General features: G+C 38.9%; 22 protein-coding genes. 10 read left to right on the top strand and 12 right to left on the bottom strand.

The features are described 5' to 3' along the window. Positions 1 to 81: 81 nt before the first annotated feature. The gene (locus H5154_RS11955) at positions 82 to 786 is read right to left on the bottom strand and encodes a SapC family protein (protein WP_145240973.1); all 705 of its coding nucleotides are present in this window, start codon (positions 784 to 786) and stop codon (positions 82 to 84) included. A gap of 362 nt (positions 787 to 1,148) precedes the next feature. On the opposite strand from H5154_RS11955, the gene H5154_RS11960 reads away from it, so the two are divergent. Beyond that, positions 1,149 to 1,829, top strand: coding sequence for a DUF6445 family protein (locus H5154_RS11960; RefSeq protein WP_182718412.1), 681 nt, complete (start codon positions 1,149 to 1,151; stop codon positions 1,827 to 1,829). 2 nt (positions 1,830 to 1,831) lie between these two features. Here H5154_RS11960 and H5154_RS11965 read toward each other — a convergent pair whose 3' ends face one another. From H5154_RS11965 to pgi, 5 genes are all read right to left on the bottom strand, one after another. Then, positions 1,832 to 3,388, bottom strand: coding sequence for a tryptophan halogenase family protein (locus H5154_RS11965; RefSeq protein ID WP_182718413.1), 1,557 nt, complete (start codon positions 3,386 to 3,388; stop codon positions 1,832 to 1,834). 57 nt (positions 3,389 to 3,445) lie between these two features. Beyond that, positions 3,446 to 6,067 carry a TonB-dependent receptor gene (locus H5154_RS11970; protein WP_182718414.1) on the bottom strand — a complete coding sequence of 874 codons (2,622 nt, stop codon included), beginning with the start codon at positions 6,065 to 6,067 and terminating at the stop codon, positions 3,446 to 3,448. A 1,015-nt stretch (positions 6,068 to 7,082) separates the two neighbouring features. Continuing rightward, the gene (pgl, locus tag H5154_RS11975) at positions 7,083 to 7,793 is read right to left on the bottom strand and encodes a 6-phosphogluconolactonase (protein ID WP_149982816.1); all 711 of its coding nucleotides are present in this window, start codon (positions 7,791 to 7,793) and stop codon (positions 7,083 to 7,085) included. A gap of 2 nt (positions 7,794 to 7,795) precedes the next feature. Next, positions 7,796 to 9,268 carry a glucose-6-phosphate dehydrogenase gene (gene zwf, locus H5154_RS11980; protein ID WP_145240983.1) on the bottom strand — a complete coding sequence of 491 codons (1,473 nt, stop codon included), beginning with the start codon at positions 9,266 to 9,268 and terminating at the stop codon, positions 7,796 to 7,798. A gap of 302 nt (positions 9,269 to 9,570) precedes the next feature. Beyond that, positions 9,571 to 11,217: a glucose-6-phosphate isomerase gene (gene pgi, locus H5154_RS11985; RefSeq protein ID WP_182718415.1), complete on the bottom strand. Its 1,647-nt coding sequence runs from the start codon at positions 11,215 to 11,217 to the stop codon at positions 9,571 to 9,573. A 349-nt stretch (positions 11,218 to 11,566) separates the two neighbouring features. Between pgi and H5154_RS11990 the strand changes: the two genes are divergently transcribed. Next, on the top strand, positions 11,567 to 12,595 hold the full coding sequence (locus H5154_RS11990; protein ID WP_182718416.1) for a LacI family DNA-binding transcriptional regulator: 1,029 nt from the start codon (positions 11,567 to 11,569) through the stop codon (positions 12,593 to 12,595). Between the two features lie 81 nt (positions 12,596 to 12,676). Here the strand turns inward: H5154_RS11990 and H5154_RS11995 are convergent, their stop codons facing one another. The 3 genes from H5154_RS11995 to H5154_RS12005 form a co-directional block, all read right to left on the bottom strand. Next, positions 12,677 to 14,926 carry an aminotransferase class V-fold PLP-dependent enzyme gene (locus tag H5154_RS11995; RefSeq protein WP_182718417.1) on the bottom strand — a complete coding sequence of 750 codons (2,250 nt, stop codon included), beginning with the start codon at positions 14,924 to 14,926 and terminating at the stop codon, positions 12,677 to 12,679. Positions 14,927 to 15,115: 189 nt separating this feature from the next. Continuing rightward, positions 15,116 to 16,189 carry an AI-2E family transporter gene (locus H5154_RS12000; protein ID WP_182718418.1) on the bottom strand — a complete coding sequence of 358 codons (1,074 nt, stop codon included), beginning with the start codon at positions 16,187 to 16,189 and terminating at the stop codon, positions 15,116 to 15,118. After that, positions 16,182 to 16,400 (bottom strand): sulfurtransferase TusA family protein, encoded by a 219-nt coding sequence (locus H5154_RS12005; RefSeq protein WP_149982821.1) that lies wholly within the window; start codon positions 16,398 to 16,400, stop codon positions 16,182 to 16,184. The genes H5154_RS12000 and H5154_RS12005 overlap by 8 nt, the downstream gene beginning before the upstream one ends. Before the next feature lie 133 nt (positions 16,401 to 16,533). On the opposite strand from H5154_RS12005, the gene H5154_RS12010 reads away from it, so the two are divergent. Genes H5154_RS12010 through H5154_RS12030 form a run of 5 tightly spaced genes read left to right on the top strand, consistent with a single transcriptional unit; the run spans position 16,534 to position 20,078 of the window. Next, positions 16,534 to 17,199 (top strand): hypothetical protein, encoded by a 666-nt coding sequence (locus H5154_RS12010; RefSeq protein WP_149982822.1) that lies wholly within the window; start codon positions 16,534 to 16,536, stop codon positions 17,197 to 17,199. 1 nt (position 17,200) lies between these two features. Continuing rightward, positions 17,201 to 18,661 (top strand): M48 family metalloprotease, encoded by a 1,461-nt coding sequence (locus H5154_RS12015; RefSeq protein WP_182718419.1) that lies wholly within the window; start codon positions 17,201 to 17,203, stop codon positions 18,659 to 18,661. Between the two features lie 54 nt (positions 18,662 to 18,715). Continuing rightward, positions 18,716 to 19,063: an arsenate reductase (glutaredoxin) gene (arsC, locus tag H5154_RS12020; protein WP_182718420.1), complete on the top strand. Its 348-nt coding sequence runs from the start codon at positions 18,716 to 18,718 to the stop codon at positions 19,061 to 19,063. Then, positions 19,063 to 19,617 carry an NAD(P)H:quinone oxidoreductase gene (gene wrbA / locus H5154_RS12025; protein ID WP_145241001.1) on the top strand — a complete coding sequence of 185 codons (555 nt, stop codon included), beginning with the start codon at positions 19,063 to 19,065 and terminating at the stop codon, positions 19,615 to 19,617. The genes arsC and wrbA overlap by 1 nt, the downstream gene beginning before the upstream one ends. Next, positions 19,614 to 20,078, top strand: coding sequence for a DUF2069 domain-containing protein (locus H5154_RS12030; protein ID WP_145241003.1), 465 nt, complete (start codon positions 19,614 to 19,616; stop codon positions 20,076 to 20,078). Before wrbA ends, H5154_RS12030 begins: the two co-directional genes overlap by 4 nt. A 131-nt stretch (positions 20,079 to 20,209) precedes the next feature. Here the strand turns inward: H5154_RS12030 and H5154_RS12035 are convergent, their stop codons facing one another. Beyond that, the gene (locus tag H5154_RS12035; protein WP_182718421.1) at positions 20,210 to 21,547 is read right to left on the bottom strand and encodes an ankyrin repeat domain-containing protein; all 1,338 of its coding nucleotides are present in this window, start codon (positions 21,545 to 21,547) and stop codon (positions 20,210 to 20,212) included. 260 nt (positions 21,548 to 21,807) lie between these two features. After that, on the bottom strand, positions 21,808 to 22,404 hold the full coding sequence (locus tag H5154_RS12040; protein WP_182718422.1) for a phospholipid-binding protein MlaC: 597 nt from the start codon (positions 22,402 to 22,404) through the stop codon (positions 21,808 to 21,810). A 238-nt stretch (positions 22,405 to 22,642) separates the two neighbouring features. Here H5154_RS12040 and H5154_RS12045 point away from each other — a divergent pair, with 238 nt between their 5' ends. Together H5154_RS12045 and H5154_RS12050 are read left to right on the top strand one after the other, a co-directional pair. After that, entirely contained in the window at positions 22,643 to 23,185 is a 543-nt protein-coding gene (locus tag H5154_RS12045) for an acyloxyacyl hydrolase (RefSeq protein ID WP_182718423.1), read from the top strand. A gap of 54 nt (positions 23,186 to 23,239) precedes the next feature. Continuing rightward, on the top strand, positions 23,240 to 23,386 hold the full coding sequence (locus tag H5154_RS12050; protein ID WP_145241011.1) for a DUF2897 family protein: 147 nt from the start codon (positions 23,240 to 23,242) through the stop codon (positions 23,384 to 23,386). Positions 23,387 to 23,425: 39 nt separating this feature from the next. Here H5154_RS12050 and metE read toward each other — a convergent pair whose 3' ends face one another. Further along, complete coding sequence (metE, locus tag H5154_RS12055) at positions 23,426 to 25,699, bottom strand: 5-methyltetrahydropteroyltriglutamate--homocysteine S-methyltransferase (RefSeq protein WP_182718424.1); 2,274 nt, start codon at positions 25,697 to 25,699, stop codon at positions 23,426 to 23,428. A gap of 288 nt (positions 25,700 to 25,987) precedes the next feature. Between metE and H5154_RS12060 the strand changes: the two genes are divergently transcribed. After that, a complete protein-coding gene (locus tag H5154_RS12060; RefSeq protein WP_182718425.1) occupies positions 25,988 to 26,875 on the top strand; it encodes a LysR family transcriptional regulator in 888 nt (295 codons plus the stop codon). Positions 26,876 to 26,888 lie beyond the last annotated feature (13 nt).

Below are 26,888 nucleotides of genomic sequence, written 5' to 3' on the forward strand. Positions count from 1 at the left end.
AATTGGCGTTAAATTACAACCCTAACCAGATAAAAAACATAAAAAAAGCGCCCAAAGGCGCTTTTTAATATTTCGTTTAAATTACGCTTGTTGCGCTTTCAAACGAGCTAAACGTGCTACTTGATGCGTAGACGTTAAGAAAGAGAAAATAGGCGCTAAATAACCACGCTTACGAAGCTCTAAAAAGTCTTCGTCACTTAACTCGTTAAGCTTTTTCTCATCAATAAGGTAAATACCATTGATGTCTTTTTTCTCGCCTTTAATATCAACTGTTAGTGTTTGCGCTACTAAAAGCTCTTTATCAGCAAGATATTTTGTGAATGCTTCAGTTACATGAGAAAACTCAATAAATGATACAAGTGCTTCTTTACGACGTTTTAAGTAATCTGTCTCTTCACCGTTTTCAAATAATGCATTTCCTTCAGTTTCACCCACTAATGGGCTTGCTTCGTCAATCACAATACCGTATTGATCTTCTTGTGGGTGTTTAACTAGACCCAGTGGGTAGCGTGTTGTTGCCATAGGAGCAAACGCTGCAGTCCACTTACCGTCTTTTACAAAAAGGTTTTCGCCAGGCTCTAAACCAAACATAGCTACAGCTTGAAATTGACCAGTCTCGTTATTTTTTACGAAAGACATTGGAAACTCATTTGCTACACGCGCGAACTCATGTGCAACGACAGGCACTAAGTGTTGAGTTTTTAAAAATTCTACATTGATGCCGTTTTGAATTTTAGTGTTGGCATGCTTTTCATTGTGTAAAGGCTGTACTTGTTGCTCCGCCATGTTACTGCTCCGTTATTAATAAGTTTATATTTTTGCTGTTAGTACCCTAAGGCTAAAGGTTTTGCTACAAAAATGGAAGTGAAATGTTTGTTGCAATTTGCAGTTATCATATGATTTTAAACATAAGAAGCTTAATGTAGCTATCTTTAGGAAGCTGTCAGACAAGTTACTTTAAACTACAAGAAAAAAAATATAGAATTAGACGGCATCCAAATACTAATGCATATACCGAATTAAGTTTTTCTTAACTTATGGGTAGTAATTTGTAATCGAAGAAAAGTGCCTTTTAGTGGCCTAATCAAACTGAATCATATTTAACTTAAATATGGTGTGTTTCCATCAATTAATCGAGGCTTTACTTTTTGAATATCCGGCTTGAAAAGACTAAAGTAGGAAACAATCCATATGCTATTATTGACCTACCTGATGAAGACTGTGAACTCTGGAAAAAGAATGCAAGCTTTTATAAAGGTGACTGGATCAAAGCACTAAATTATTATCCAGGAATTTGGTCAAGAGTAACACCTCAATATTTCACCTTCATTGAAAGTATATTACCAAAAATAGTCAATCACTTTAATTTAGAAGGTTCTAAAATTGAATCTTTAAATTCAAATTATGCGATTGCTCAAACACCCAGTGAAGAATTATCGCAATTACAAAAAATCCCTCATTATGATGGAACCAAGAACAACCAACTAGCTATAGTGCACTACTTATGTGGTGAAGAGTTTGGTGGCACAGGTTTGTTTTCACACAGAAAAACAAACCTTGAAAGAATTAATCTTGAAACAGAGGAAAGCTTTAATCAAACAGCAAAAGAAGAAGCTCTTCAAGCTAAGTTAAATGGCTATATTGATAAAGATAATGAGTATTATGAGCTAATAGCATATTGTAAAGCTAAGCCTTCTAGACTATTCATATACCCAGGTAATGTACTACACTCAGCGATTATTCCATCGCAATGTAAACTAAATAATGAAATAGCAAAAGGCCGCCTAACAATTACTTCCTTTATCTCGTTTGATAATAATATTACTTAGATTTATATTTTCCCTAAACCATGCAGTTTAATCTTAATGAGTAAATCTCTTTGCCCCTGTAAGCTCTTCATTGCTAATATACTTGCCTGTTGTATTTTACTGATATGAGCTGTCGCTGAGCTTAAACTTGGATACCTCTGCGAGATTGCATTTCTATCAATCTCAAAATCCATACCATACATTACGTATAAGTAATTCTCGAGCTTAAAAAGGTCTGTCGTACGTTCAAAATCAAACTGACTAGGAATATGGGTATGCCAATACTTTAGTTTTTGTAAAAGGCCATCAGGAATATTTGCTTCATCACGATTATCAAGCCAAAATTGCGTATCATCACGTTTTGAAATGCAATAATGTAGTTTTATAAAATCAATAATATTTTCCCAAATTGCACCTACTTGCTGGTTATAATCTTTGGCAATATTTTGCATCTCATTAAAATTAATTGGTAGCTTCGTTGCTAATATTTTTGCTGTCATATCAAAAACAAGTAGCCCGGTTGCCTCAAGCGGTTCAACAAACCCTTGAGATAAGCCAATTGAAACACAATTCTTCAACCACGGCTCTTTTTGATACCCAGTTTGCATAGGTATTTTGCGCGCATTAACAGGCTCTTTACCTAGGTACTTTGCTAGTTCTTTATAAGCGCTTTCTTCATTTATATGATTACTAGAATAAACTAAACCAACCCCTCTTCTTGTAGTTAAACCTATATCCCAAATCCACCCAGCCTTTTTCGCATGTGCGACAGTATAAGGTTTAATAATTTTTTCGTGTTCTCCATAAGGAACTTGTATTGCAAGTGCGGTATCGCATAATAAAACATCTGATTTATCTACAAATGAGCCATTAAGTGTTTTCTTTATTAACTTTCCTTCAAAGCCACTACAATCAACAAATAAGTCACCACTAACCACGCCCTCATTTAACAGCTCTAACTCACAAATATAACCATCAGATGAGAGCTTTACGTTAGACACATGGGCATGAGTATGTTTAACAGCTAAATTATTAATCGCATTTTCTTTTAGTAGCTCTGTAAATTTACTTGCATCTAAGTGATATGCATAATTAACAATACCACCATATTCTGGAATTTGAATATTTTTAGGGGCTAAATTTGCTTCACATATGTCATGCTGTATTGATACGCAGGAAGCATAATGATCAGGACATATATCTTTATTCTGCAGCCAAAATGCATTTATTGAATCATTCCCTAAATGTGGGTATTCAAATAGATGATGGTAGAAATTATTGGGTTTTTCTGAGGGATTATAAGTCCAATCGACAAACTTGATACTTTGTTTAAATGTTGCATCGCATTGCACTAATAGTTGAGTTTCTGAAATCCCAAAACTTTTGAGTGTTTCTCTTATTACTGGCACTGTACCTTCACCCACACCAATTGTCGCTACATCCGGTGAGTCAATTAATTTTACTGAAAGGTTACCTGCTGCTATGCTTTCTTTATAGTGAGATGCAATATGGTTTGCAGTAAGCCAACCTGCTGTCCCCCCACCTAAAATGACGATATCCCTTATGTTTTTTTTATTCATAGTATTCTCACAAAAAAGCCCCGAAAACGGGGCTTAATTATATATCTTAATCTTAATTTAGAAGCGGAAATCTACACCAATTGCATAAGTAGCTTCACCTTGGTAAGACCAAGCTGGATAGCCATCTTTAAGTGAAATTTTAGTTGCTTCGTTATCTGCATCTGCTGCAGCGTATTGAATGCTATCTTCTTCAAGTAAGTTTGTAGCAGCAAAACGCAATGTGAAGTTTTCAGTTAAATTATAACTTGCTGTTAAATCAAGTGTACCAAAATCATCGTGCCAGCGGTTTCCATAAAAGCCTGTTTCACGGATCATATACTCTGAACGCCAATTGTAAGCTAGACGTACAGAAACGTCATCATTCTCATAATAGCCGACTGCGTTAACTGTATGCTCTGAACTATCAGTGAAAACATCAATGCCATCAGAGAAATTATCCGGATCGGCAGAACTGTCAGCGAAGGTATAGTTAAACATGGTTCCGAAGCCACCTGCTAACGCATGTTGAATTTGGAACTCAACCCCTGCAATTTCGCCACCATCACCGTCTACTTGTGTGTTCACGGTCCAATCATCACATTTACAAACGGGGTCTGTAATGCCAATTTTTTGGTTACGTAATGTCTCAGACGTAGTGAAGTTACTAACATCTTTATAAAAAGCAGTAACTGCAACTAAGTTAGAGTCACCATAGTAATATTCAAAACCAATATCAGCCTGAGTTGCCTTAAACGGGCTAAGTGAAGGGCTTCCTTTTGTAACCGACTGATTACCTAACTGTGTATCGCCATAACCTGCTAACGATTGCGATGCAAACATATCTGAATAGTTTGGACGAGAGATAACTTGCGCAATAGAGAAACGTAAAATAGTATCTTGATTTATATCATATGCTAAGTTAAAACTTGGTAAAAGTTCACTATAATGACCTTGGTCTGTGTCGATTGTTGAGCTTAGGCCGTTATTTTGCGCAATCCCATTTGGGTCAACAAAAGTTGGATCTGGTGCATAAAAATCTGACTCCGCATATGTTGATACATAGCGCACACCAAAGTTACCGCGATAGGCTTCACCGGAAAAATTTGCCATTACATATACTGAAAGGTTTTCCTCTTCAACAGTACCAAAGCCAGAACGGTCTTCATACCAGTTTTGAACAGCCGCTAAGCCATTCGCTTTCATCGCGTTAATATTTGGTAGTGGAATTGTTAAATCTTGCATACCAGCAATATCTGTACCACTCCAGTATTGCAAAGGATCAACGCTAACGTGTGCACCTTGTGCTGCTCGCAAAGATTCTCTTGTTACTTCATGGTTAGACCAACGAACACCTGTTTTAACGCTGGTAATGAAATCACTATCCAGCATCAAAGTTAAATCAGTTTGAAAGTATGTCTCTTTATCCTCATTTGGCGCAATTTGTGTTGCCCACTCTTGAAGACCTCTATCCGCCCATACTGTATCAATGTCATTTTCATTCCAACCATTCACAGCAATATCAATATCTGTATATTCACCAGTTGCATCAATTGTACCGTAAACATCTTCTGGAGAGCCGATAAAAGCAGCATGATTAAGAGTTAAATCAGTACCACCTTCAGCTTTAGTTGTGCCTATTTGTGTTTCAAGTTTAAAATTATCGCTAACGTAATCAAACGATAAATCGATTGTTTCTGAATTCATTGATGCAAAACGAGCGAATGTTTGCAAGAACGTTTGTCCAGCTGGATTAGCTGCATTTGTTTCACGGACTAAACATGCACCGGCATCGTTAAATTGTGAGCAACTATCAGTATTAGAGAAGACAAAAAGACTGTTGTTATTATTATCTGCACTTAAGTCTAAATTCATATAATGTAGAGCGAAGCTCATATTATCTGTAGGTGAATATTGAGCTGTAAAATCTACTGCAGTACGCTCACGATTTTGCTCAAAATAGTTAGCAGACTCTGCACCTGCCCATGCGTAAGATGCTTCATTACCACGGCGCACATATGTTGTATCTTCCCATGCAACAGCGGCAAGAACACCAAATGTTTCTTCATCATTCTTCCAGCTGTAAAGGCCTGAAATTGCAGGATCTGTTTCGCTAGAAGCCGTTGAATATGTGCCCTCAGCTGAAATAAATGCAGTGCCAGAATCTAGATCCAGTGGTTTACGAGTAATAACATCAACCGAACCACCAACACCACCTTCAAGTAAATCTGCTTGAGAAGATTTATATACTTTAATTTCAGAAATCATCTGTGGTGGTAAAAGTGTGTAATTAAAGCTACGGTCAATTGCTTGTTGGTCATACCAACCTGTAGAAGCAACATTTTGACCATTTAATGTAGTCAACGTTAGTTGATTAGATGCGCCACGGATAGAAACTTGCTGCCCTTGACCAAACTGGCGATTAACTGCAACACCAGGAATACGACCTAAAGCTTCACCTACATCACTATCTGGAAACTTGCCAATATCCTCTGCTGATACAGCATCTACAACGCCATCAGCAAACCGTTTAGTATTGATTGATGCCTCTAAAGAGCGACGAATACCACGTACTTCAATGACTTCTACGTCTTCTTGAACTTTTACTTCGTCAGCTGCATAAACAGCACCAGTGAATCCGGCACTCATTACAAGACCGATATTTACTGCTAATAAGCTTTTTTTAAAATTTTTAGCTAACACAGGATTCCCCTTGAATCATTTTGTTGGTTTTATTTATCACTTCTGCCCAGTGATGATGACAGCGTTGTCATCCAGTAACAAACCATACACTCTAAATTACATTTGTGCTACATCTTTTTAGCCGTTTTGTGCAAAAAAATAGCTATAAAAATACTAACCAATTGAATATTAATAGATTAAAAAAATAGAGTTTATAAATTGTTACAGTTTTACGGCGGGAATATAGCATGGTTAAGTTCAAAAACAGAAAACCAAATGCACTGTTTTAGGTAATTTTATGATTTTAGATAAGTCTTTGTGTAAAAAAAACGTTCCACTTTAACTATAAAGAAATGATATTTCGCTTATTTGCTGATAAGAATATAACTTTAGCTGGATGAAAAAAACACACCTTTTCACATTAATATTGTAGATAAATTAGGGCAAATAATTTATCTAGGGGAATTTATTAATAGTTATCAACACCAATGACAGCGTTGTCATTTTTGTATTTTAAAGAGTTACGCTATTAATGTCTACCTTTATTTCCCCCCAATAGCCTACCCTTTTCATTGAAAATTTTAGAGAGCTATAGGAACCGTGAAAATTACTCATATAATTGTTCTATATGGATAATTTTTAATGTAGTTAGTGAAGTTTTTTAAACCACTAAGATACTCATGTTTTTAATAAAGTAGGCATAAGTAGCCACATTTCAACAAACAACTAGTTAACTCACACTATTTGTGAGGCTTGTTATTTAGTGAAGATAAGTCACTGGCAGATAGATCACATTACGCTCCAAACTTAATAATTGCCGGGCGTTATATAATACCAATCAACTTAAATATTTAACCATTCTAGCGAAGCTATAAATGGTCAGTAACTTAACACGATTGTATAACTGTTGTTTTCGATAAAAATAAATAAGCGAAAATAATAAAGATCTTGCAAGTGCGATACAGATAAATTTAGAAGAGAAACAAAAATGCAGGCTTTATAGCCTGCATTTTAAAGTTTGGGTCGATTGGGGTCGTTACGGAGCCCAATAAACTTCAATATTTATTGTTGGGTGATTTAAAACTGCACGTAGTGGCATGTCGTTTTCATCTCCACCGGCTTTTGCTGCTTTATATACAGCAAGCTTTTCTTCTCCACTGATCAGTAACTTAACCACTTTAGACTGCGCAATCGCTGCTAAAGTTAACGTCATACGTTCGGTAATATTCCCTGTTACTTCACTTTCTATAGCATTAATTGCACATACCAATTGTGATGTTTCAAGCCCTTGCTGTAAACCGCCCGCATGTGGAAATAATGAAGCGGTATGACCATCCGGTCCCATGCCTAATATAGTTACATCAAATGGACGTTTCAGTTGTTGGTACGCAGCTTCACATTCTGCACTACCCTGTTGGGCAGTCTCGGCATTGTTTTTCATAGTAATGAAGTTAGCTGCCGCCCCATGATTTTGTAATAACGTGCTCTTAATAAACGCTTCATTACTTTTTTCATGTGCTGCATCAACCCAACGTTCATCAACCATAGCAACATCTATCTTTGCCCAATCTAATGCTAGATTAGATAAGTGCTTATAAGCGGGTGCAGGTGATGAACCACCTGATACCATCAGTACGGCACGGCCATCAGCTTCAATACCGTTGACTAAACTTTGTTCAAGTGTTGTAGATAACTCAGCGGTTAATGCATCTTTTGAATCAAAAAATTTCTCTACGATGGTTGCCATTGTTATGCCTTATCGCCAGTGTTAAACCAAACATGGTTATTTTCAGCTAATAGTTCATCAGCATCATCAGGCCCCCAGCTACCAGCACGGTATAAAGCAGGCTTACCTTTTTCTTGCCAGCGCTCGATAATTGGGTCAATCCATTTCCAAGCTTGACGTACTTCATCACGATGAATAAACAGGGATGGATTATTTGCAGCTGCATCTAACATCAAGCGCTTGTACGCATCTGAATGGAAACCATTGCTATAAGCTTGCGATAGCTCAATGTTCATGGTTACCGGCTCTAATTGCATCTCTAAATTATCAAGACGCTTTGACATCAAGGTTAATTGAATTGTCTCTTCAGGCTGAAGGCGTATAACCAAACGGTTTGGTTCAATATTGCCAACATTATCACCGTAAACATTGTGTGATACTTTTTTGTATTCAACGACAATTTCGGCACAACGTTTTGCCATACGTTTACCTGTACGAAGGTAAAATGGCACGCCCGCCCAACGCCAGTTATCAATATGAGCACGAATAGCAACAAATGTTTCTGTTTTACTTGAACCTTCATTTAACTCTTCTAAGTAACCAGGGACAATTTTGCCATCCAAATCACCGGGTACATATTGACCACGAATGATGTTGTCATCTACATCCGTTGCAACAAGTGGGCGCAATGATTCTAATACTTTCAGCTTTTCGGTGCGGATGCTGTTTGCATTAAGTTTATTTGGTGATTCCATCGCGACTAAACATAACAATTGTAATAAATGGTTTTGCACCATGTCACGTAAAGCACCGGCTTTATCATAAAAACCAGCACGGCTTTCAAGGCCAACAGTTTCAGATAAGCTGATTTGAATATTATCGATTGATTTAGCATCCCACATATTTTCAAATAATGAATTTGAAAAACGCAGTGCCATTAAGTTTTGTACCGTTTCTTTACCTAAGTAATGATCAATACGGAAGATTTGCTCTTCGCTAAAGTATTCAGCAATTTTTGCATTGATCTCTTCTGCTGAATTACCGCAATAACCAATTGGTTTTTCAACAACGACACGTGATGTAGCAGTGATCAGACCTTTGCTAGACAGTATTTCACAGCAGCTACCATATACCGCAGGTGGAAGTGATAAATAGAACACCCGAGATTTGTCTGCATCGTGCTCATCTAGTATTGTTTTTAGTTTATCCCAATCATCGTCTGCTTCGGTTACATTCGTGACTACTGGCACCAAACACGCTGAAAAAGCTTTCCAATCTTTGGCATTAAACTCACCTTTACCTAAAAATTCTTTTAGCGCTTGATGAGCTGTTTCTATGTATTCCGCACGTTTACTTTCTTCACGAACCGTCGGTAAAATACGCGAACCTTGTGGAAGGTTGCCTTCTTGATATGCGCGATACATTGCAGGTAATAATTTGCGTAATGCAAGATCACCACCGCCCCCAAAAATTACAATATCAAAAGGATTTAACATAATTTACTCTCTACGTTTGCTATGCCCAGTTGTCAACTATCCACTATTGATAGTGCGGGCATACATTCTTGTTGTTTAGTTGATGTCAGCTTTTTGGCATCGTACTCGAGAAAAAGCCTGTTGAATTCGCTTGTTTTTATCGCTGAATATTGATTCAGCTGTATTCATTTCAAACTGGTAATTAAATGAGTCTTAGGGGCTCTGTATATCCTCTCACAAATATACAGGCCCTAAGAACTCCAGCGCTACCCGTTCAAAGGTATTTGGTTACACAGTACAATTGATTGTGCTGTGCGAATTTTTTACTGCGCTCGACGTTGTTTATAATAGCTCATTAAGCCATTTGTCGAACTATCATGTGGATGGTTTATATTATCATCCAGTAACTCAGCTTCAATTTTTGAGGCTAAGCCTTTACCAAGTTCAACACCCCATTGATCGAAAGAACAGATCTCTAAAATGATGCCTTGGCAGAAAATTTTATGCTCATATAAGGCAATTAATCGCCCCACCGTTTTTGCATCAACCGTATCTAACAGCATTGATGTTGTAGGACGGTTACCACGGTGGATTTTATGATCAATTAGCGCGGCTATTTCAGCCTCTGATTTGCCTTTTGCGGTTAAATCAGCGCGAACTTGCTCGGCATCAACCCCCATCATCATCGCTTCTGTTTGTGCAAAAAAGTTCGATAATAAAATGTCGTGATGCTGACCAATATTAACCTGAGGTTTAATAGAGGCAATAAAATCAGCCGGTACAATCACATTGCCTTGGTGCAAACACTGATAAAAAGCATGTTGACCATTAATGCCGGTCATACCCCAAATAATTGGCACTGTAGTATACGGTACGGTATTACCCGCAAAATTAACGTGCTTACCATTACTTTCCATTTCACCTTGCTGCAAATAAGCTGGCAACATGTGTAATGCTTGATCGTAAGGTAAAATAACCTGTGAGTCGAAACCTAAAAAGCTGGTATTCCATAAGCTCAACAAAGCCATTAACAATGGTACATTTTCTGCAAATTCGGCCGTTTTAAAGTGTTCATCAACTTCAAAAGCGCCTTCAAGAATCGCTTCAAATGCATCAAAACCTAAATACAATGCAATTGGTAAGCCTATCGCACTCCATAATGAAAAGCGACCACCTACCCAATCCCACATTGTGAATACGTTTTCATCAGCAATACCAAACGCTGCCGTTTTTTCTAAATTAGTGCTCACTGCTACAAAGTGCTTAGCAATGGCTTGCTTGTCATCGGCTGACTCTAAAAACCATGCAACGGCGGTTTTTGCATTGGTCATGGTTTCAGATGTAGTAAAGGTTTTTGACGAAATCACAAACAAAGTTGTTTCAGGATCGATGTCTTTCAATACTGACGCAATTTGTACGCCATCAACATTTGAAACGTAATGTACTTTTAATGAGTCATCTGCATAGCTTTTCAGTGCTTCCGTGGCCATTTGTGGGCCTAAGTTTGAACCACCAACACCAATGCTCACAACATCTTTCACGGCTTTACCGGTATAACCTAACCATTGCCCGCTACGTACTTTTTCAACGAACAACTTAATTTTTTGTAACTCAGCGTTAACCACCGAACTTACATTCTCGCCATCTACAACTAATGATGATGCACTACGGTTACGAAGTGCAGTATGAAGCACGGCTCTATCTTCGGTGATATTAATTTTTTCACCGCTGAACATTTTATCTCGCCAGTTAGCGATATCGCACTCTTGTGCTAAAGACAGTAACTGTGTCATCACACTGTTATCAATCAATTGTTTTGAATAATCAAATAAAACACCTGGGATCTGAGTCGAAAATTGCTCGAATCGCGTGCTGTTATTGGCAAATAAATCTTTAAGATGAACTTCCTTCATCTTATTTGCACTTACTTGTAATGCTTGCCAACTAGCTAACTGTGAACGACAACTCATTTTTAACATCCCCTTAAACTCGCAACAAACTGATTTATAACTATCTTTAGATTAAAAAAGTGTACTAATAGCGTATTAACTTACAAATAAATTTAACGATAAGTTAGAATGACAACGCTATCAACAAGCTAATTTTATATTTTACAATCGAGATAATAACGTACTTTTACTCATTTGACACCGGTATCATAAAAATTATCTCAATTATTTTACTGCTAATTTTACTGAACATTAGATACACTAACTGGTCTTGATGAAGAAATAATGAATAACACGTTTGTTAAGTCTACTTAGGTGTATTCTTATCAGGAACATATCAACACTAAAACAATAACCTAAAAGTAACTCTATGAAAGTAACTATAAATGATGTAGCGAGGCTCGCCGGGGTTTCGATGAAAACGGTTTCACGGGTAATAAATAAAGAACCATCTGTTCGTAAAAAAACTTACGATACAGTCATGGATGCTGTAAAAGAGCTGAACTATCAGCCAAATCTTGCAGCACGAAACCTAGCTGGCACGTCATCATTTACGGTAGGCTTAGTTTATGACAATCCTAATGCGTATTATGTGATTGATATGCAAAATGGTGTGCTTTCTCGCTGTAAAGACGAAGGCTATGAATTGGTGATCCATCCATGCACTTATACAGATGCAAACATGAAAGATGAATTTATCACCATGATAAAGCGCTCTCGCTTAGCTGGGCTTGTGCTTACACCGCCATTATCAGAGCAAAGTAGCATCACCAATTTACTCGATGAGTTAAATATTCATTACGTTAGGGTGTTATCTGGGCGACCATCAGATGATGATCAAGACACCTGTATTTATGTTAACGATTATAAAGCCGCGTATGAGATCACCACTCACCTTTTAACTCATGGACATGAAAATATTGGCTTTATCTGTGGCGATAAAGAACATAAATCGACGTCTGAACGCCTTGAAGGTTATAAAGCAGCGCTGGCAGATAATCATAAAGAATTTGATAAACGCTTTATTTACGATGGTAAATATTCGTTTGAGTCGGGTGTTGAAGGTGCAAAGCACTTGTTAGCCGAGAATAACACCTTGGCTATAACCGCTATATTAGGTGGCAACGATGAAATGGCCGCTGGCGCCCTATTTGCATCACGCTTAATGGGTATTGCTATTCCTGAACAGTTATCTATTACTGGCTTTGAGGATTCTCCTTTCTCTCGTCAGACATGGCCAAAGTTAACTACCGCTCATCAAGCAAACGATGTTATCTCTCAACATGCAGCACGGTTATTATTTACCAAAACTCGCGGTGCTCGTAACCAAGATAAAGACATCATCACATCATTTACACCATCAATTGTGATCCGTGAAAGTTCAGGGCCTAAACAGTAGCTACAGCCTTGACTGATAATAAATAAGGCGCTAAAAGCGCCTTATTTATTATCAGTCAATTGCCAGTCTTCTGCCCTGTTATTATAACAGTGCCATTCCACCGCTGAGATTATACACGTCAGTAAAGCCAAGCTGAGATAAGTTAGTTGCCGCTTGTTTTGAACGATTACCACTGCGACAAAGTAAAATATATTTACCCTGTGGGTTCAATTGCCTGTCCACTAATGCATTTGCCATTCTACTTAGCGGAATATTCATCACTCGCGCAGGGCTAACTGCAAATAACTGAGGAATATTGTTTGCCCCATGTTCATATGGTTCACGGGTATCAATTAAATAGACATCGCTTGCAGTTAACATATCTTTTGCTTGCACGGCGTTCAGTTCGTAAGCTCTACTGTATTTTAAACTGTCAGCATAACCACACAAAGTTGCAAATTTACATAAATTGTCTTCATCGCTGCGCTGCTTGTTGTTAGCAAATTCAGTATCACTTAGTTCATTGTTCAATAATGCATGCAATAACGGCGTTTGCTGCTGTTGAACTTGCCAATTAATAGCAAAACATTGCTGGTAGTCATGACCAGAACAAATAACTGTCGACTCTGCTAAGCATGTTGATAGTTGACGTAATGAGTGTGCCATAGCTAACGCATCCCCACCGTCAATTGCAGTATTACCAAGCCCAGCAGGCAGCAGCAAATCACCGCAAAAGCAAAATAGCACTTGTTGAGAGTTGTTACACCGCAATAAATAACTAACACTATCTTGGCTGTGCCCGGGTGTTGCTAAACGCTCAATGGTGCATTCAGGTAATGCAATACTCGTTTGCTGCACTGGCCACCCTAATTCATGCTCGTCATGCAAACTGAATTTTAAGGCCTGAGCCAACAATGTAGTCGCACAGCATCGCTCTTGATGGGCATGTGTGTCTAAAATGGCTGCTACCGCTAAATTTTGTGTGTGTACTATTTTTTCAAGCCGCGGGATAAGCTCAATAATTGGGTCAATGATCACTGCTTGTTTATCTTGACTGACATACAACCAACAACACGCACCTTGATGTCTAAATTGTGTTAACCCTAATGCACACGCTTCTTGCTGTGGTGATGACGAATCTGAAACCACCAAACAATTAGCTTGTAATATTGGTTTAAGTGAACGAATACGCGCACAGGCAGTGGTTATTTCAGCCTGTGTTGTCGCCGGTCCAAATGATAAACGTATTGCATTTTCACTACGCCAATCACTCACGCCCATGGCATCTAACACAAAACTACGATTTGCGCCAGAGCTACAGGCTGAGCCACCACTGATACGAATACCTGCCGCATCGAACAAATCCATCACTTCTTTACTACTGAGTTCATCAACAGCAAAATTTAACGTTGTTGGTACTGACAATGCAAAAGTATGATTAAAGGTTATATTACCAAAGGTATCCACTAAAGCCTGATGTAATTGTTCACGATAGCCGTTTAACACATCGATTGATTTAAACGTATCGTTTGTTTTATCCAGCAATAAACAAAACAGTTTGTTAAGACCTGCGATGCCTGGCAGGTTTTCAGTACCGGAGCGCATGCCACTTTCTTGACCACCACCGGCAATAAATGGCGTATAGGCACTGCCTTGACGAATATACAACACGCCTATACCTTTCGGTGCGTAAAGTTTATGGCCTGAAAATGGCGCGTAGTCAATCGTTGTATCACTAAGGGCTAATGCGGTTTTCCCTAGCGCTTGTACGCAATCCACCATCCACGCAACTTCCGTGTTATGTGCTCGTATTACCTTTTCAATCGCTTTTAAATCTTGATAAACACCGGTTTCATTGTTAACTGCCATGGTACAAATCATCAGTGCATCACCAGCGTGTTGAGCAATAAAATCTAAATCTAAAAGGCCATCACTCGATACCGGGATCGCAAGCACGGTTGCGTTTATACCCAATACGGCATTCCAATGTATTAATGTATTAGGTACTGCTTTATGTTCAGTCGCGCCATACAGTAATACTGGGTTTGGTTTAGCATGCTCTTTAGCTGCTATGAGCGTAGACACGACAGCTGTTTGAATTCCTTCGGTAGCCCCAGAAGTGAATAAAATATCCCCCTGTTGTGCACCTATCACATCACGGGCTTTTTGACGTGTTTGCTCTAATAAGTGTTTAGCTTGAATACCGGTAATGTGTGAAGAAGAAGGGTTACCAAAGCAGATTTGCATAGTATGCGAAACAACCTCTGCAATACAAGGTAGCACCGGTGTTGTTGCGTTTGCATCAAGGTAAATTTGTGACGATGAGTCAGTAGGTAATATTAAATCAGACATTAAAAAACGCACCATATTACTAAAAGATATATCTTATAACCCATTCTACATAAAATTAATGGGTCGCGTAAGAATCAATTAGTCTCTCAAGTGCGTTTTCTATACCATTTGATACTATACCCAAAATACCTAAATCTTCAGGTGATCTTCAGGTGATTTAGGTATAAAGCTAATTAAACAAAGTTCGTGTTAGCTATGCTCAATCAGTTGTTCTTCTTGTTTCGTTGACCAAGCATTGAGTAAGGCTTTTACCAATGACGCTAGTGGAATTGCAAAAAACACGCCCCAAAAACCCCATAAGCCACCAAAAAACAGTACCGCAACAATAATAAATACCGGGTTCAGATCAACCGCTTCAGAAAATAGTAACGGCACCAGCACATTACCATCTAATGCTTGAATAATGCCGTAGATGATCAGTATGGTCCAAAACTGGGTTTCTAAACCAAATTGAAATAATGCCACGGCCGCAACCGGTATGGTAACAAGTGCCGCACCCACAAAAGGGATCAATACTGATAAACCCACTAATACGCCCAATAGCGCTGCATAACGTAAATCAAAAATAGTGAACGCGATAAACGATACTGAGCCTACAATCAAAATTTCAAACACCTTACCACGAATATAATTCATGATCTGTTGGTTCATTTCGTGCCATACCTGCAAGATTAAGCGTCTTTGTTTTGGAACGAGTTTTTCTGCACTTCTGATCAACTCCAGCTTATCTTTGAGCATAAAGAATACCAGTAATGGTACTAAAATAAGATAGATCAACCACGCCACTACATCTTTTAATGATGTCAACGAGACCGATAATAATACTTGGCCAAACTCAATTGCTTTGGCTTCAACACTGCTGACCACTGATTGTACTTGCTCTGCATTAATTAAACTGGGGTATTGCTCAGGCAAGTGCAGTAAAAAAGATTTTCCCTGCTCTATCATGTGCGGGCTTTCTTGCACTAAATTACTAGCTTGCTGCCACAGTATTGGGCCCATGCCGATCACTAAGGTCAGCATCAACCCTGAAAAAATCAACATCACTATAATAGTGGCAGTAAAGCGATGTAAGCCAAAACCCTCTAAATGCGCAACCGGCCAATCAAGCAGATAAGCAATCACTAAAGCAATCAGCACAGGTACAATAAGTGCACCAAAGAAATAAAACATCGCCATTAAAGCGAGTAATAAAAACAATAAGGTCACTGAATGCGGATCTGAAAACTTCCTTTCGTACCACATTTTTACATATTCAAACACGATTTAGCTCCACGATTAACAATCCACGTTGTTGCTCTAATTTGTACTGATAATGATTTTTTTGCAAAAAGCGCTCCATATCTTTGGTAGATTGGTCTGCCAAAAGTGTAAATCTTATCGATTGCGCCGCAGCTAAAGCTTGGCGCAAAGCCAACTTAAACTGGATAAATTGCTGCGGGCATTTAAATCCGCGCAAGTCTTGCTCTAGCATAACCAATTATCTACCCTATAAAAATGAATAATACGGTCTTTATCAGTACTATTAATAACAAATGTAACTTTTTCTTAAAACACGCATCGCAATAGTTTATCCTTGTAGCATAGTTTGTAGTAAGGATAAGTTAATGTCTGGCACGCATAATAAAGCGCAACTACCCAGTAATCCAACTCTTAAAGAAATTAACTGGTATAAAAAACAAATAAATTGGGGTGAACTCCCACCCTTCTATCACCTTGTCGCCTCTTCAGTGAGCGAGTCGGAGGGGATATTAGAACACGGTTTTGATAATGCCGTGAAAAAAATAATTGATAGGCGCAATTGGAATCTCGATTTACTAGGAGGTCATGAAGACACTCTTGGGGAGATCCACTGTGAAAATAAGCCAAGAATTGCGTTGCATCAAGTGTTCACCGACCGAGGCTTTGAATTATGGGCACAACCCTACGCAAAAGACGTTACAATAGATAAATACGTTAAAGATAACCGCTTTATGGAGTTTAACGAGTGGGATCCAGTGTCAATGAAAAGTTTGATCCGGATTAACCAATTACATAAGTTTATTGGTTTTTACTTTGAACGTGGTGACAAAGCAGATAAGGCGCTTATTCTCCATGCACACAAGGTAGTACATAAAATCATTAGTTTTTTACAGCGAGAATTGAACGTTGTAAAGCTAGATGGGGTCACAATCAAAGAATTGTATCAATTGTGCGAACGAGATAGCAGAGCATGCAGTGACGAAATCGACATTGCTAAACTCATGCTAGGTGAAAACCATAACAAGGAATAAAATGCAGCTTAAATCAGCCTTTATTACATTATTCAGTACACTTTTAACATTTAGTGTGCTGGTAAGTGAGCCATTAAAGGCACAAACCAATTTTACATTGCCAGATCTTGGTACTTCAGCATTACAAGCTTTGCCGCTTGAAAAAGAACAAGCTATCGGAAAGGTGATGATGATGCAAATTCGTGGCTCATCACCGGTTGTTAATGATCCTGTGCTTGATGAATATTTAACCACAATTGGCCGTAAGCTAGTTGCCAATGCCAATGATGTACGCTTTCCGTTTTCATTTTTTTGGATCAACAATCCGGAAATCAACGCATTTGCTTTTTATGGTGGCCATGTTGGGGTGCACACCGGTTTAATTGCGCAATCCGATAACGAAAGTCAGTTTGCCTCAGTACTTGGTCACGAAATTGCCCACGTTACCCAGCGCCACCTTGCACGTCGCATGCAACAACAACAAGATAACAGCGCACTCACTATCGCCGGTATGATTGCCGGTATTTTAGCAACCGTTGTGTCTCCTGATGCCGGTATCGCGATTATCTCAGCCAGTCAAACACAAAGCGCATTTAGTCAACTCACTCATAGCCGCTCAGCTGAGCAAGAAGCCGACCGCATTGGTATGCAAACACTCAATAATGCAGGATTTGATCCTTACGCATCCAGTGAATTCTTAACTAAACTTGCTGCGCAAATTCGTTATAAATACAAACCACCAGCCTTTTTGCTGACTCACCCATTACCTGAGAGCCGCGTGTCTGATGTGCGCTTACGTGCACAGCAATTTGAAAAACGTCAACTTCCGGATAGCTTAGAATTTAACCTTGCCAAAAGCCGCGTGATTGCTCGCTACCACCAAACACCAGAAGCGGCTGAAAACTTCTTTAGAAAGCTCATACGTGAAAACAGTTTTTATAATAAAACAGCGCTTAATTATGGCTTGGGTATTAGTTTATTGGATCAAAAAAAGCTCGATGAAGCGGCGCCTATTTTAGACGAACTTTTAAAGTCTGATCCTAAAAATTTATTCTATATTGATACGCATACTGATCTATTGATAGCTCAGAATAAAGCCGCCGAAGCAGTAAAGTTTTTAGCCGCGTTGCATGAAAACCGTCCTAACAATCAAGTTATTACCTTAAACTATGCCAATGCTGCACTTGAAGCTGAGCAATACGATGTTGCAGTGCAAATATTAAAATCATTTTTACTCGAAAAGCCTGAACATAATTTAGGCATGCAACTTCTTGCAGATGCCTATAAAAAGCAAGATAACTTAGCCGCTTATCATGAAGCAAATGCCGACGTTCTTGCACAATACGGCGCCTACTTAAAAGCCGCTGACGAAGTACAAAAAGCACTCAATTTTGTAGAACCACAAGAGCTAATTAAACAACAACGTCTCAAAGCATTGTTAACGCAATACCGCCAAATGCAAAAAGAGCTCGCAAGGCTTTAAGTCTGGTGCTGCTTGGCCTAAAATAGCCTTACTTTATCTAATTGGATTGTTACTATGTCTGTTACTATTTTTCATAATCCACGTTGTTCAAAATCGCGTGAAACATTAGCCCTACTTGAGCAAAAATCGATTCAGCCAGAGATAATCGAATACTTAAAAACACCATTGAATCATGAGCAAATCAGCATCTTAGTTAAACAGCTAGGGTTTTCTTCAGTACGTGAACTAATGCGTACTAAAGAAGATATTTACAAAGAGTTAGACCTTAAAAATGAGCATGATGAAAACGTACTCATTGCAGCCATGGTTAGCAATCCAAAATTAATTGAGCGCCCTATTGTGGTAAATAACAATAAAGCCGCACTGGGTCGCTCACCAGAAAACGTACTAAGCGTACTTTAATGAGCGTCACTATTGTTGTGTTGTATCATTCAAGTCACGGCTCTGTTGCAGCCATGGCACATGAAATTGCAGAGTCGATTGAATGCCAAGGCGGTACTGCACTGCTAAGAACCTTTGTAGCTAGAGAACCTCACGATATTGTGATCAGCAAAGATGACTTAATCCAGTGTGATGGGTTAGCATTTGGCACCCCTACTCGCTTTGGTATGATGGCCTCACAAGCCAAAGCTTTTTGGGAAACCACCAGCGACTTATGGTTAAAAGGGCAATTAATAGATAAACCAGCCTGTGTATTCTCATCATCAAGTAGCATGCATGGCGGCAATGAAGCAACGTTGCTTAATTTGTCACTGCCATTATTACACCACGGTATGCTGTTAATGGGTGTGCCCTATGAAGTACCGGAATTACTTGCCACACAAACCGGTGGCACTCCCTATGGTGCAAGCCATGTTGCTGGTGCACAAAATAGCGCGCAATTAAGTAAAGACGAAATTAAAATTTGCCAAAGCGTTGGCCAACGCTTAGTTAAAATCACGAGAAAATTACAATGACATCGCACAGCGATTTAAACCCACAACTCACACCGAAAAAGGCTATCACTATCCGTTTTCAACGTATTGCAATAATTGGCTATATTGGCTTGTTACTGCTGATGCCACTTTGGTTGTTTTTATTAGAGCCTAGAGAAGGTCATAGCAATGGATTTATTTTTGTTGTGTATATTCTGCCGCTTTTACTGCCGCTAAAAGGCATCATTCAAGATAAACCTTATACGTATGCGTGGGCAAACTTTATTGTTATGTTCTATTTTATTCACGGTTTTACCCTACTGTGGGTCGCACAAGAACAACTAATATGGGTCGTTTTAGAGCTGCTGTTCGCCAGTATGATGTTTATTGGTTGTACTTATTATGCACGTCACCGAGGTCAAGAGCTGGGGCTAAAAATTCAAAAACTAAAAGATGAGTTAGCAACAGAAAAAGCGGCTCATGAATTTAATAAAAAAGACTAAAGTTAATACCAAACGACTTAAATATTTAACCATTCTAGCGAGCTAAATGGTCAGTAACTTAACACGATTGGTATAACAACTAAAAAACGCGCTTAATTAGCGCGTTTTTGTCTACGGTACATGCAAGAAGCTTAAACAACTTCACTTAACGTTGCCAATGCAACAATACTTGCTAAGCCTAGCTGCCCAACTAAACTGATCAATGAGCAACAACGCAGTACAAATAACCCCCATGGGTGTTTAATATGAGGGTATAAAGCGCAGCGCTTCAAACTAATTGCAAAAAAGAAGCAGACAATTGCCAACATGGTTAAGCAAAGCGTCAGTTCACTTTTAATTGCAATCGAATCATCAAAAAAGAAAAACAACTGTAGCGGCAACAATAAAGTCACGATGGCATGTAAGGCGTGGACTTTTTTGATCCGCGAAAATTGTCCATCCGGCGATAATTCTTTAATACCAAAATCACGCTCTAAGCATTTCACTAACTGACTGGCTTTAACACTCACTGCTAAACGATAACAACTTAAGCCATCACAGTTACGAACACGAAAGTCATAGCCAGACTTCAATAATAGCACCATCAAAGGTTCATTTTTTGCTAGTACCGCATAATGTAAAGCACTGTTACCAAGGGCATCACGTTGTTTTTTATCTTGTTTATCTAATAAGGTTTGTACTAAATTAACAAACCCTTTTTCAACTGCCCACATAAAGGCCGTTTTACCATTTTCATCCGCCAACGTGCCTGTTGCACCTTGCTCTATAAAACGCATCGCCATCGTTTGTTTAGCTGTGTCAAAACGCAAATGCGCCAACAGTGCTTGTTCTAATAGCACCACTGAGTCAACATCTGGTGATACTTGGGTTAATAAGGTGAAATAATCCTTTCCGCCAGCAACTTTTTTCGCCGCTAATTCACTTAACGCATTAACGTCATCGATTGAGTCAGGTATAAAGGTGCTAAAACGTTCACGAAAATCAACTTCTTTCCACAGTGCCAAGGCATCTTCGGCACTCATTTTACTGCCCGCATTGAGCGCATACTCGATGATTGTAAAATAGCGTTTTGAGAATAACTGAGATAATAACGTAACGGGTGTTTCTATCGTTGTTTGTGACGCTACAGCTGCATATTTTTCAAGGCGTTGGCAAAGTAATAGCACTAAACTCTCTGGGCTATACTCGTTATCAAAATAGTAATCTTTAGCTGCCGAAATATACTGTTGAGCGGCTTCATCATATTCACAGATATGTTGGAAAAAACACTCTTCAAATGGCTCAAGGGGAGTTAACCAGGTTAAATAATAGATAGGCGGTAGCACAGTGGTACACACGCCATTGTCTTCTTCAGTCGAGCGACAAGCCGGCCATGCTTCTAAAGCGTCTAAAATAAATGCACCGTTTTGCTCAATAAGTCCTTTGACTAATAACGGGTATTCTTTAGGCCAAATAAGTACATTTTCCATTAAAAAAACACAACTCCAGTGTCTATCTTGCTCGGTACAAAGGTCAGTAAAAGAGTTTAACAACTACAAACTGACACTGCGCTTAATATAATTTTAAGTACCCCAGTAAATTAGTGATACCAGTGGGTATGTAAGCGCTTATTCTAGCATACCCAAAACCACACGCTATAGCCAAACCGTGTGATTTTAAAAGAAAATAACAAAGCACCATGCAGTTAACACTGCACGGTGCTTTAGGTTGGAGACTTACTTGGAAATGATTACTTACTGTTAAGCTCAGCTGTCACTTGGTCAAGGCCAACTTCTGAAATTCGTTGAATAACTTCTTTTTGCTTTGCACTGAGTAACGAAATACCTTCAGCGACAATATCATATACTTTCCAGCTACCATCTTTGCCTTGGCGAAGCTTAAAGTGTAAGTCAATCGTTGGCGCATTATCTGCAATAATTTGCGTCTTAACCGTGGCAAACTCGCTCTCTGCAGCATCGTTACTTTCTTCGAATTTTATTTCTTGCCCGGTATATTTCATTAATGCACTAGCATAGGTAGTGGTTAAGTAATGCTCCACTGCACTTATAAATGCAGTCGCTTGTTGGCGATCGATACCTTTAATGTGCTTACCTAATAATTTATAGGAAACAAATTTAACATCTATATTAGGCATTAAATACTGATCAACAATGTGTGCCATGTCACTTTTGCTCGCTGTGCCTTGGCTGTTTATTTTGCCAATTTCACTAAACAGCTGATCGCCTACCTGAGTTAATAACTGATTAGGTGACTGTTGTGTTTGCGCAAACAAGGAAGCACTAAAAACTAGCGCGATTAATAATAAATAACGACCAAGTGAAGTCATTGTTGATAAGTCCTAAGTAAATCTTGTAGCGTAATTTACGCTGTTCATAAGAGATTAAAAAGCCTCAAAATAGCACCTTATTAGTGCCAACACGGCATCAATTGATTTAATCTTTTTATTTCATATTGTTAGCTAAGCTCATGTAATAACACACAGAGTCTGTGAATTTATGCCACTTGAATTAGCCTCCCCCACGCCCTTATTTTGTAAATAACGTTTTCATCTAAAGAGCTTTACCATGTTATTTAAAACATTAACTGTATTGATTTTATTATCTATTTCCATGTTCAGCAGACTATCTTATGGCGCGCCCTATACACTTTCCCCTCATGGCTATGCCATTGATTACATTCAGGGGGAAGGTGATGTTAAAGGTTTAAAACTGGCATACCAATACCATGCTCCGGCACTACAATCATTAATTGAAAATACCCATATTTACTTAGAATCAAGTATTAATATTTGGGAATACGGCGCAGATAATAGCCATCAGACAAATGTTGTCCTTGCAATATCCCCGGTATTTCAACATCTGATCAGCTCAGTGCGCGGTATTCCTTTGTATTTCGAAGCCGGCATAGGGGTTTCATTAGTCAATGACACTCACTTCGCCGGCAAAAATGTGAGTACCCACTACCAGTTTGAAGACCGACTAGGCTTTGTTGCTGATTTTGGAAAAACCAAAGCTGCGGTGCGTTATTTACACTATTCAAATGCAGGGTTTAAAAGACCAAACCCAGGTCTTGATTTTATTTCGCTGTCGTTTTCTAGACGTTTTTAACCCTAGAAATCTTTGCTACACTAAGTACTTATAAATGACTCGTTAGAGATCACCATGCAAATTTGGCATATACTCATCATCATCTTAGTGTTGGCAATCATTATCGGTAATATTTTGCTGATCAAACACTCAGCAAAAATGGATTTTAAAAAACCAACCGATGAAGATGAACTCAAATCAGAGCAACAAAAAAAGCCCTAACTAAGTTTTGTTAGGGCTTTACATCGTAGGAGATGTTCTTTACTGCAGCTCCTCACGCAGCTCTTTGGTTGCTTTAACCATATTATCAAGAGCTTGTCGCGTTTCTTGCCAACCACGGGTTTTCAAACCACAGTCCGGGTTTACCCATAAACGCGCAACCGGTATTTTTCGTGCGGCTTTATGGATCAACGTTTTCATCCATGCAATATCCGGTACATTCGGAGTGTGAATATCATATACACCTGGACCAATATCATTTGGATAATCAAAATTCTCAAATGCTTCAAGTAGTTCCATGTTAGAACGTGAGGTTTCAATGGTGATCACATCGGCATCCATATCTGCAATCGCGGCAATAATACCGTTAAATTCGGCGTAACACATGTGAGTATGAATTTGTGTTTCATCTTTCACACCGCTTGCTGAGACCCTAAATGCATACGCTGCCCATTCTAAATATGCTTGCCATTGGCTACATTTAAGCGGCATACCTTCACGAAATGCAGGTTCATCAATTTGAATAATATCAATACCGGCATTTTGTAAATCGACCACTTCATCACGTAACGCAAGTGCAATTTGATTAGCGATGGTGGGTTTGTCTAAATCATCACGAATGAATGACCAAAACAGAATAGTTACAGGACCTGTTAGCATGCCTTTCATTTTCTTACTCGTCAGCGACTGTGCGTATTTTGTCCACTGAACCGTCATCGCTTTTTCACGTGATATATCCCCCCAAATTACAGGTGGTTTCACGCATCGCGAGCCGTAGCTTTGCACCCAACCAAACTGGGTAAAAGCAAAGCCTTCTAATAGTTCAGCAAAGTATTCAACCATGTCATTACGCTCCGCTTCGCCGTGCACTAACACATCTAAATCAAGCGCCTCTTGCTCTTCAACAGCGTAGCGAATTTCTGCTTTAATTTGCCTTTGATAATCATCCGCAGATAATTCACCGGCTTTATAATCACGGCGTGCTTGACGAATTACTTGAGTTTGTGGAAATGATCCTATCGTGGTGGTCGGCAGTAGCGGTAAATTAAGTGCTGCATGTTGTTTTTCAATACGTTGAGCAAATGCATGATTACGCTTACCGTCTTTTGCGGTGAGTGCAGTTACACGCTGTTGTACAGCTGTATTATTTACACGAGTAGAGGTTAAGCGTGCTTTAATAGGTGCTGAATAAGCAACGAGCTCACTGATATCATTGCTTTCAAGCGCGGCTTTTAATAATGACAGCTCTTGGCCTTTTTGTTTTGCAAATGCAAGCCATGAACAAAGTTCATCATCGAGCTTTTCTTCTTGCTCTAAATCAACCGGTGTATGCAGTAAAGAACAAGATGGGGCAAGCCATAGATTATCACCGCGCTTTAGCGCAATGTCTTTTATGCTATTAAATACAGCCTCTAAATCAGTACGCCAAATATTACGGCCATTTACTACGCCTAATGATAAAACTTGATCTGTACTTAATAATATATCTAGTTTTGCAACATCAACATTTGTTGCAACACAATCAAAATGTACGCCATCAACAGGGTAACCTGCAATATCATCAAAGTAGGCAGTGACTGAGTCAAAATAACTAGCAAGTAACAACTTCACGCCTTGACCTGCAAGTGCACGAAAGCTTGTTTTTAATGCCTCTTGATAATCTTCAGTCAGCTCTAAACCTAATATAGGCTCATCAACCTGTACCCATTCAATCCCTTGCTGCGCTAATTTAGCGAACACGTGTTGATAAACAGCTAATAGTTTTTCAAGTAAGCTAAGTTTATCAAACTCCTCACCTGCACATTTTGCTAAGTAAAGATAAGTGACTGGGCCGACCAATACTACTTTTGCATTGTGCCCCAATGCTTGTGCTTGAGTAACTTGCTCGAATAACTCAGTGCAAGTTAGTTGAAACTGCTGATCATGAGTTAGCTCTGGAACTATGTAATGATAATTAGTATTAAACCACTTTGTCATTTCGCTTGCTGCACATGAACAACCGCTTGGTGCACGACCACGCCCAATACGAAATAATGTATCAAGATCAATGCTACCATCCGCTTTTTGATGACGCTTGGGCACTGCGCCAATCAATAAAGAGGTAGATAACACATGGTCATACCAAGCAAAGTCACCTACCGGTAATAAATCAATCCCAGCATCTGCTTGAAGAGCCCAATTTTCTGCCCGGATCGTCTTACCTTGATCAAGCAACTGCTCTTGGCTGATTTTACCAGCCCAGTATGATTCTACTGCAAATTTTAGTTCACGCTTTCTACCTATGCGAGGAAAACCTAAGTTATGTAATTGTGCCATGTTGAAATTCCCTTCCAGCTGTTTAGATAGCTAAACCATAAACCTATACCTGACATCAAACAATTGATGCTTCCTCAGTTTCAACTTGAGGTAAATTCATGGAAATGATTTTTTGCAAACTCAAAAAACACAATGACATCGCTGTCAAATATGGTGCTATAGTAGATTTGTAAATTTCACGTAAAAAAACGTGATTTATAGCCATCTAGACGTTGAAGCATCTTAATTTAAGGCGTATTATGGATGTAATCTGAGTTAAACTCACCTTTACCATGAGAATTATTAAAGATGATTGATGTAAAACACTTAAAGACCATCGCAACCTTGAAAGAAACCGGTTCTTTGGTAAATACTGCGCGCGAATTATTTTTGACTCAATCCGCTTTATCTCATCAAATCAAAGATTTAGAAAACAAGCTTGATTGCCAACTATTTGAACGTAAAACTCAACCGGTGCGCTTTACCCCACAAGGTATGCTATTACTTGAACTTGCCAGCGAAGTACTCCCGCGTGTTGAAGCAACCAAATGCCGTTTAAAAGAAAGTCTTAATCAACCAATTTCACAATTACGACTCAGTGTTGAATGCCATGCTTGTTTTCATTGGTTATTACCAACAATTAAAGAATTCAATAACTTTTGGCCTGATATCAAAGTTGATTATGAGCGCGGCTTTAGTTATGACGCTATTCCTGAGCTGCTCAGTGATGAATTAGATTTAGTACTCACTTCAGACATTCGTGAACCAGATAAACTTGAATACGCACATTTATTTGATTTTAAGCTTAAATTAATTGTTGCCCCAGATCATGAACTAGCGAAAAAAGCCTATGTAACGGCGCTTGATTTGAAAAACGAGACGATTATTTCATACCCTATTCCACGAGAGCGTCAGGATATCTTCAAACATTTTATTCAAAATGCACGTTTTGATGGCACCTTGAAAACCGTAGATCAGGGCTTGCTCATTTTTCAGCTTGTCAGTGCCGGAATGGGGGTTGCAGCATTACCGGATTGGTTAGTAACACCATATGAAAGCCAAGGACTCATTAAGTCGATTCCATTAGGCGCGCTGGGATTAACCCGTCCAATGTATTTAGCCATGAAAAAGAATATGAAAGATAACCCAGTGTATCGCCACTTTTTAAATACCTGTAAGTTAAATAACGGTCGATAAAATAGGTTTAACC

Origin of the sequence: Pseudoalteromonas sp. SR44-5, assembly GCF_014163675.1 — a bacterium.
In the GTDB taxonomy this organism is placed as follows: domain Bacteria; phylum Pseudomonadota; class Gammaproteobacteria; order Enterobacterales; family Alteromonadaceae; genus Pseudoalteromonas; species Pseudoalteromonas rhizosphaerae.

Bases quoted from the DNA above. Each gene is read 5' to 3' on its own strand.
- H5154_RS12030 (WP_145241003.1), top strand. From the start codon at position 19,614: ATGACATCGCACAGCGATTTAAACCCACAACTCACACCGAAAAAGGCT.
- H5154_RS12035 (WP_182718421.1), bottom strand. From the start codon at position 21,547: ATGGAAAATGTACTTATTTGGCCTAAAGAATACCCGTTATTAGTCAAA.
- H5154_RS12010 (WP_149982822.1), top strand. From the start codon at position 16,534: ATGTCTGGCACGCATAATAAAGCGCAACTACCCAGTAATCCAACTCTT.
- H5154_RS12060 (WP_182718425.1), top strand. From the start codon at position 25,988: ATGATTGATGTAAAACACTTAAAGACCATCGCAACCTTGAAAGAAACC.
- wrbA (WP_145241001.1), top strand. From the start codon at position 19,063: ATGAGCGTCACTATTGTTGTGTTGTATCATTCAAGTCACGGCTCTGTT.
- H5154_RS11965 (WP_182718413.1), bottom strand. From the start codon at position 3,388: ATGAATAAAAAAAACATAAGGGATATCGTCATTTTAGGTGGGGGGACA.
- zwf (WP_145240983.1), bottom strand. From the start codon at position 9,268: ATGTTAAATCCTTTTGATATTGTAATTTTTGGGGGCGGTGGTGATCTT.
- H5154_RS12040 (WP_182718422.1), bottom strand. From the start codon at position 22,404: ATGACTTCACTTGGTCGTTATTTATTATTAATCGCGCTAGTTTTTAGT.
- H5154_RS11990 (WP_182718416.1), top strand. From the start codon at position 11,567: ATGAAAGTAACTATAAATGATGTAGCGAGGCTCGCCGGGGTTTCGATG.
- arsC (WP_182718420.1), top strand. From the start codon at position 18,716: ATGTCTGTTACTATTTTTCATAATCCACGTTGTTCAAAATCGCGTGAA.
- metE (WP_182718424.1), bottom strand. From the start codon at position 25,699: ATGGCACAATTACATAACTTAGGTTTTCCTCGCATAGGTAGAAAGCGT.
- H5154_RS12005 (WP_149982821.1), bottom strand. From the start codon at position 16,400: ATGCTAGAGCAAGACTTGCGCGGATTTAAATGCCCGCAGCAATTTATC.
- pgi (WP_182718415.1), bottom strand. From the start codon at position 11,217: ATGAGTTGTCGTTCACAGTTAGCTAGTTGGCAAGCATTACAAGTAAGT.
- pgl (WP_149982816.1), bottom strand. From the start codon at position 7,793: ATGGCAACCATCGTAGAGAAATTTTTTGATTCAAAAGATGCATTAACC.
- H5154_RS12045 (WP_182718423.1), top strand. From the start codon at position 22,643: ATGTTATTTAAAACATTAACTGTATTGATTTTATTATCTATTTCCATG.
- H5154_RS11955 (WP_145240973.1), bottom strand. From the start codon at position 786: ATGGCGGAGCAACAAGTACAGCCTTTACACAATGAAAAGCATGCCAAC.
- H5154_RS12015 (WP_182718419.1), top strand. From the start codon at position 17,201: ATGCAGCTTAAATCAGCCTTTATTACATTATTCAGTACACTTTTAACA.
- H5154_RS12050 (WP_145241011.1), top strand. From the start codon at position 23,240: ATGCAAATTTGGCATATACTCATCATCATCTTAGTGTTGGCAATCATT.
- H5154_RS11995 (WP_182718417.1), bottom strand. From the start codon at position 14,926: ATGTCTGATTTAATATTACCTACTGACTCATCGTCACAAATTTACCTT.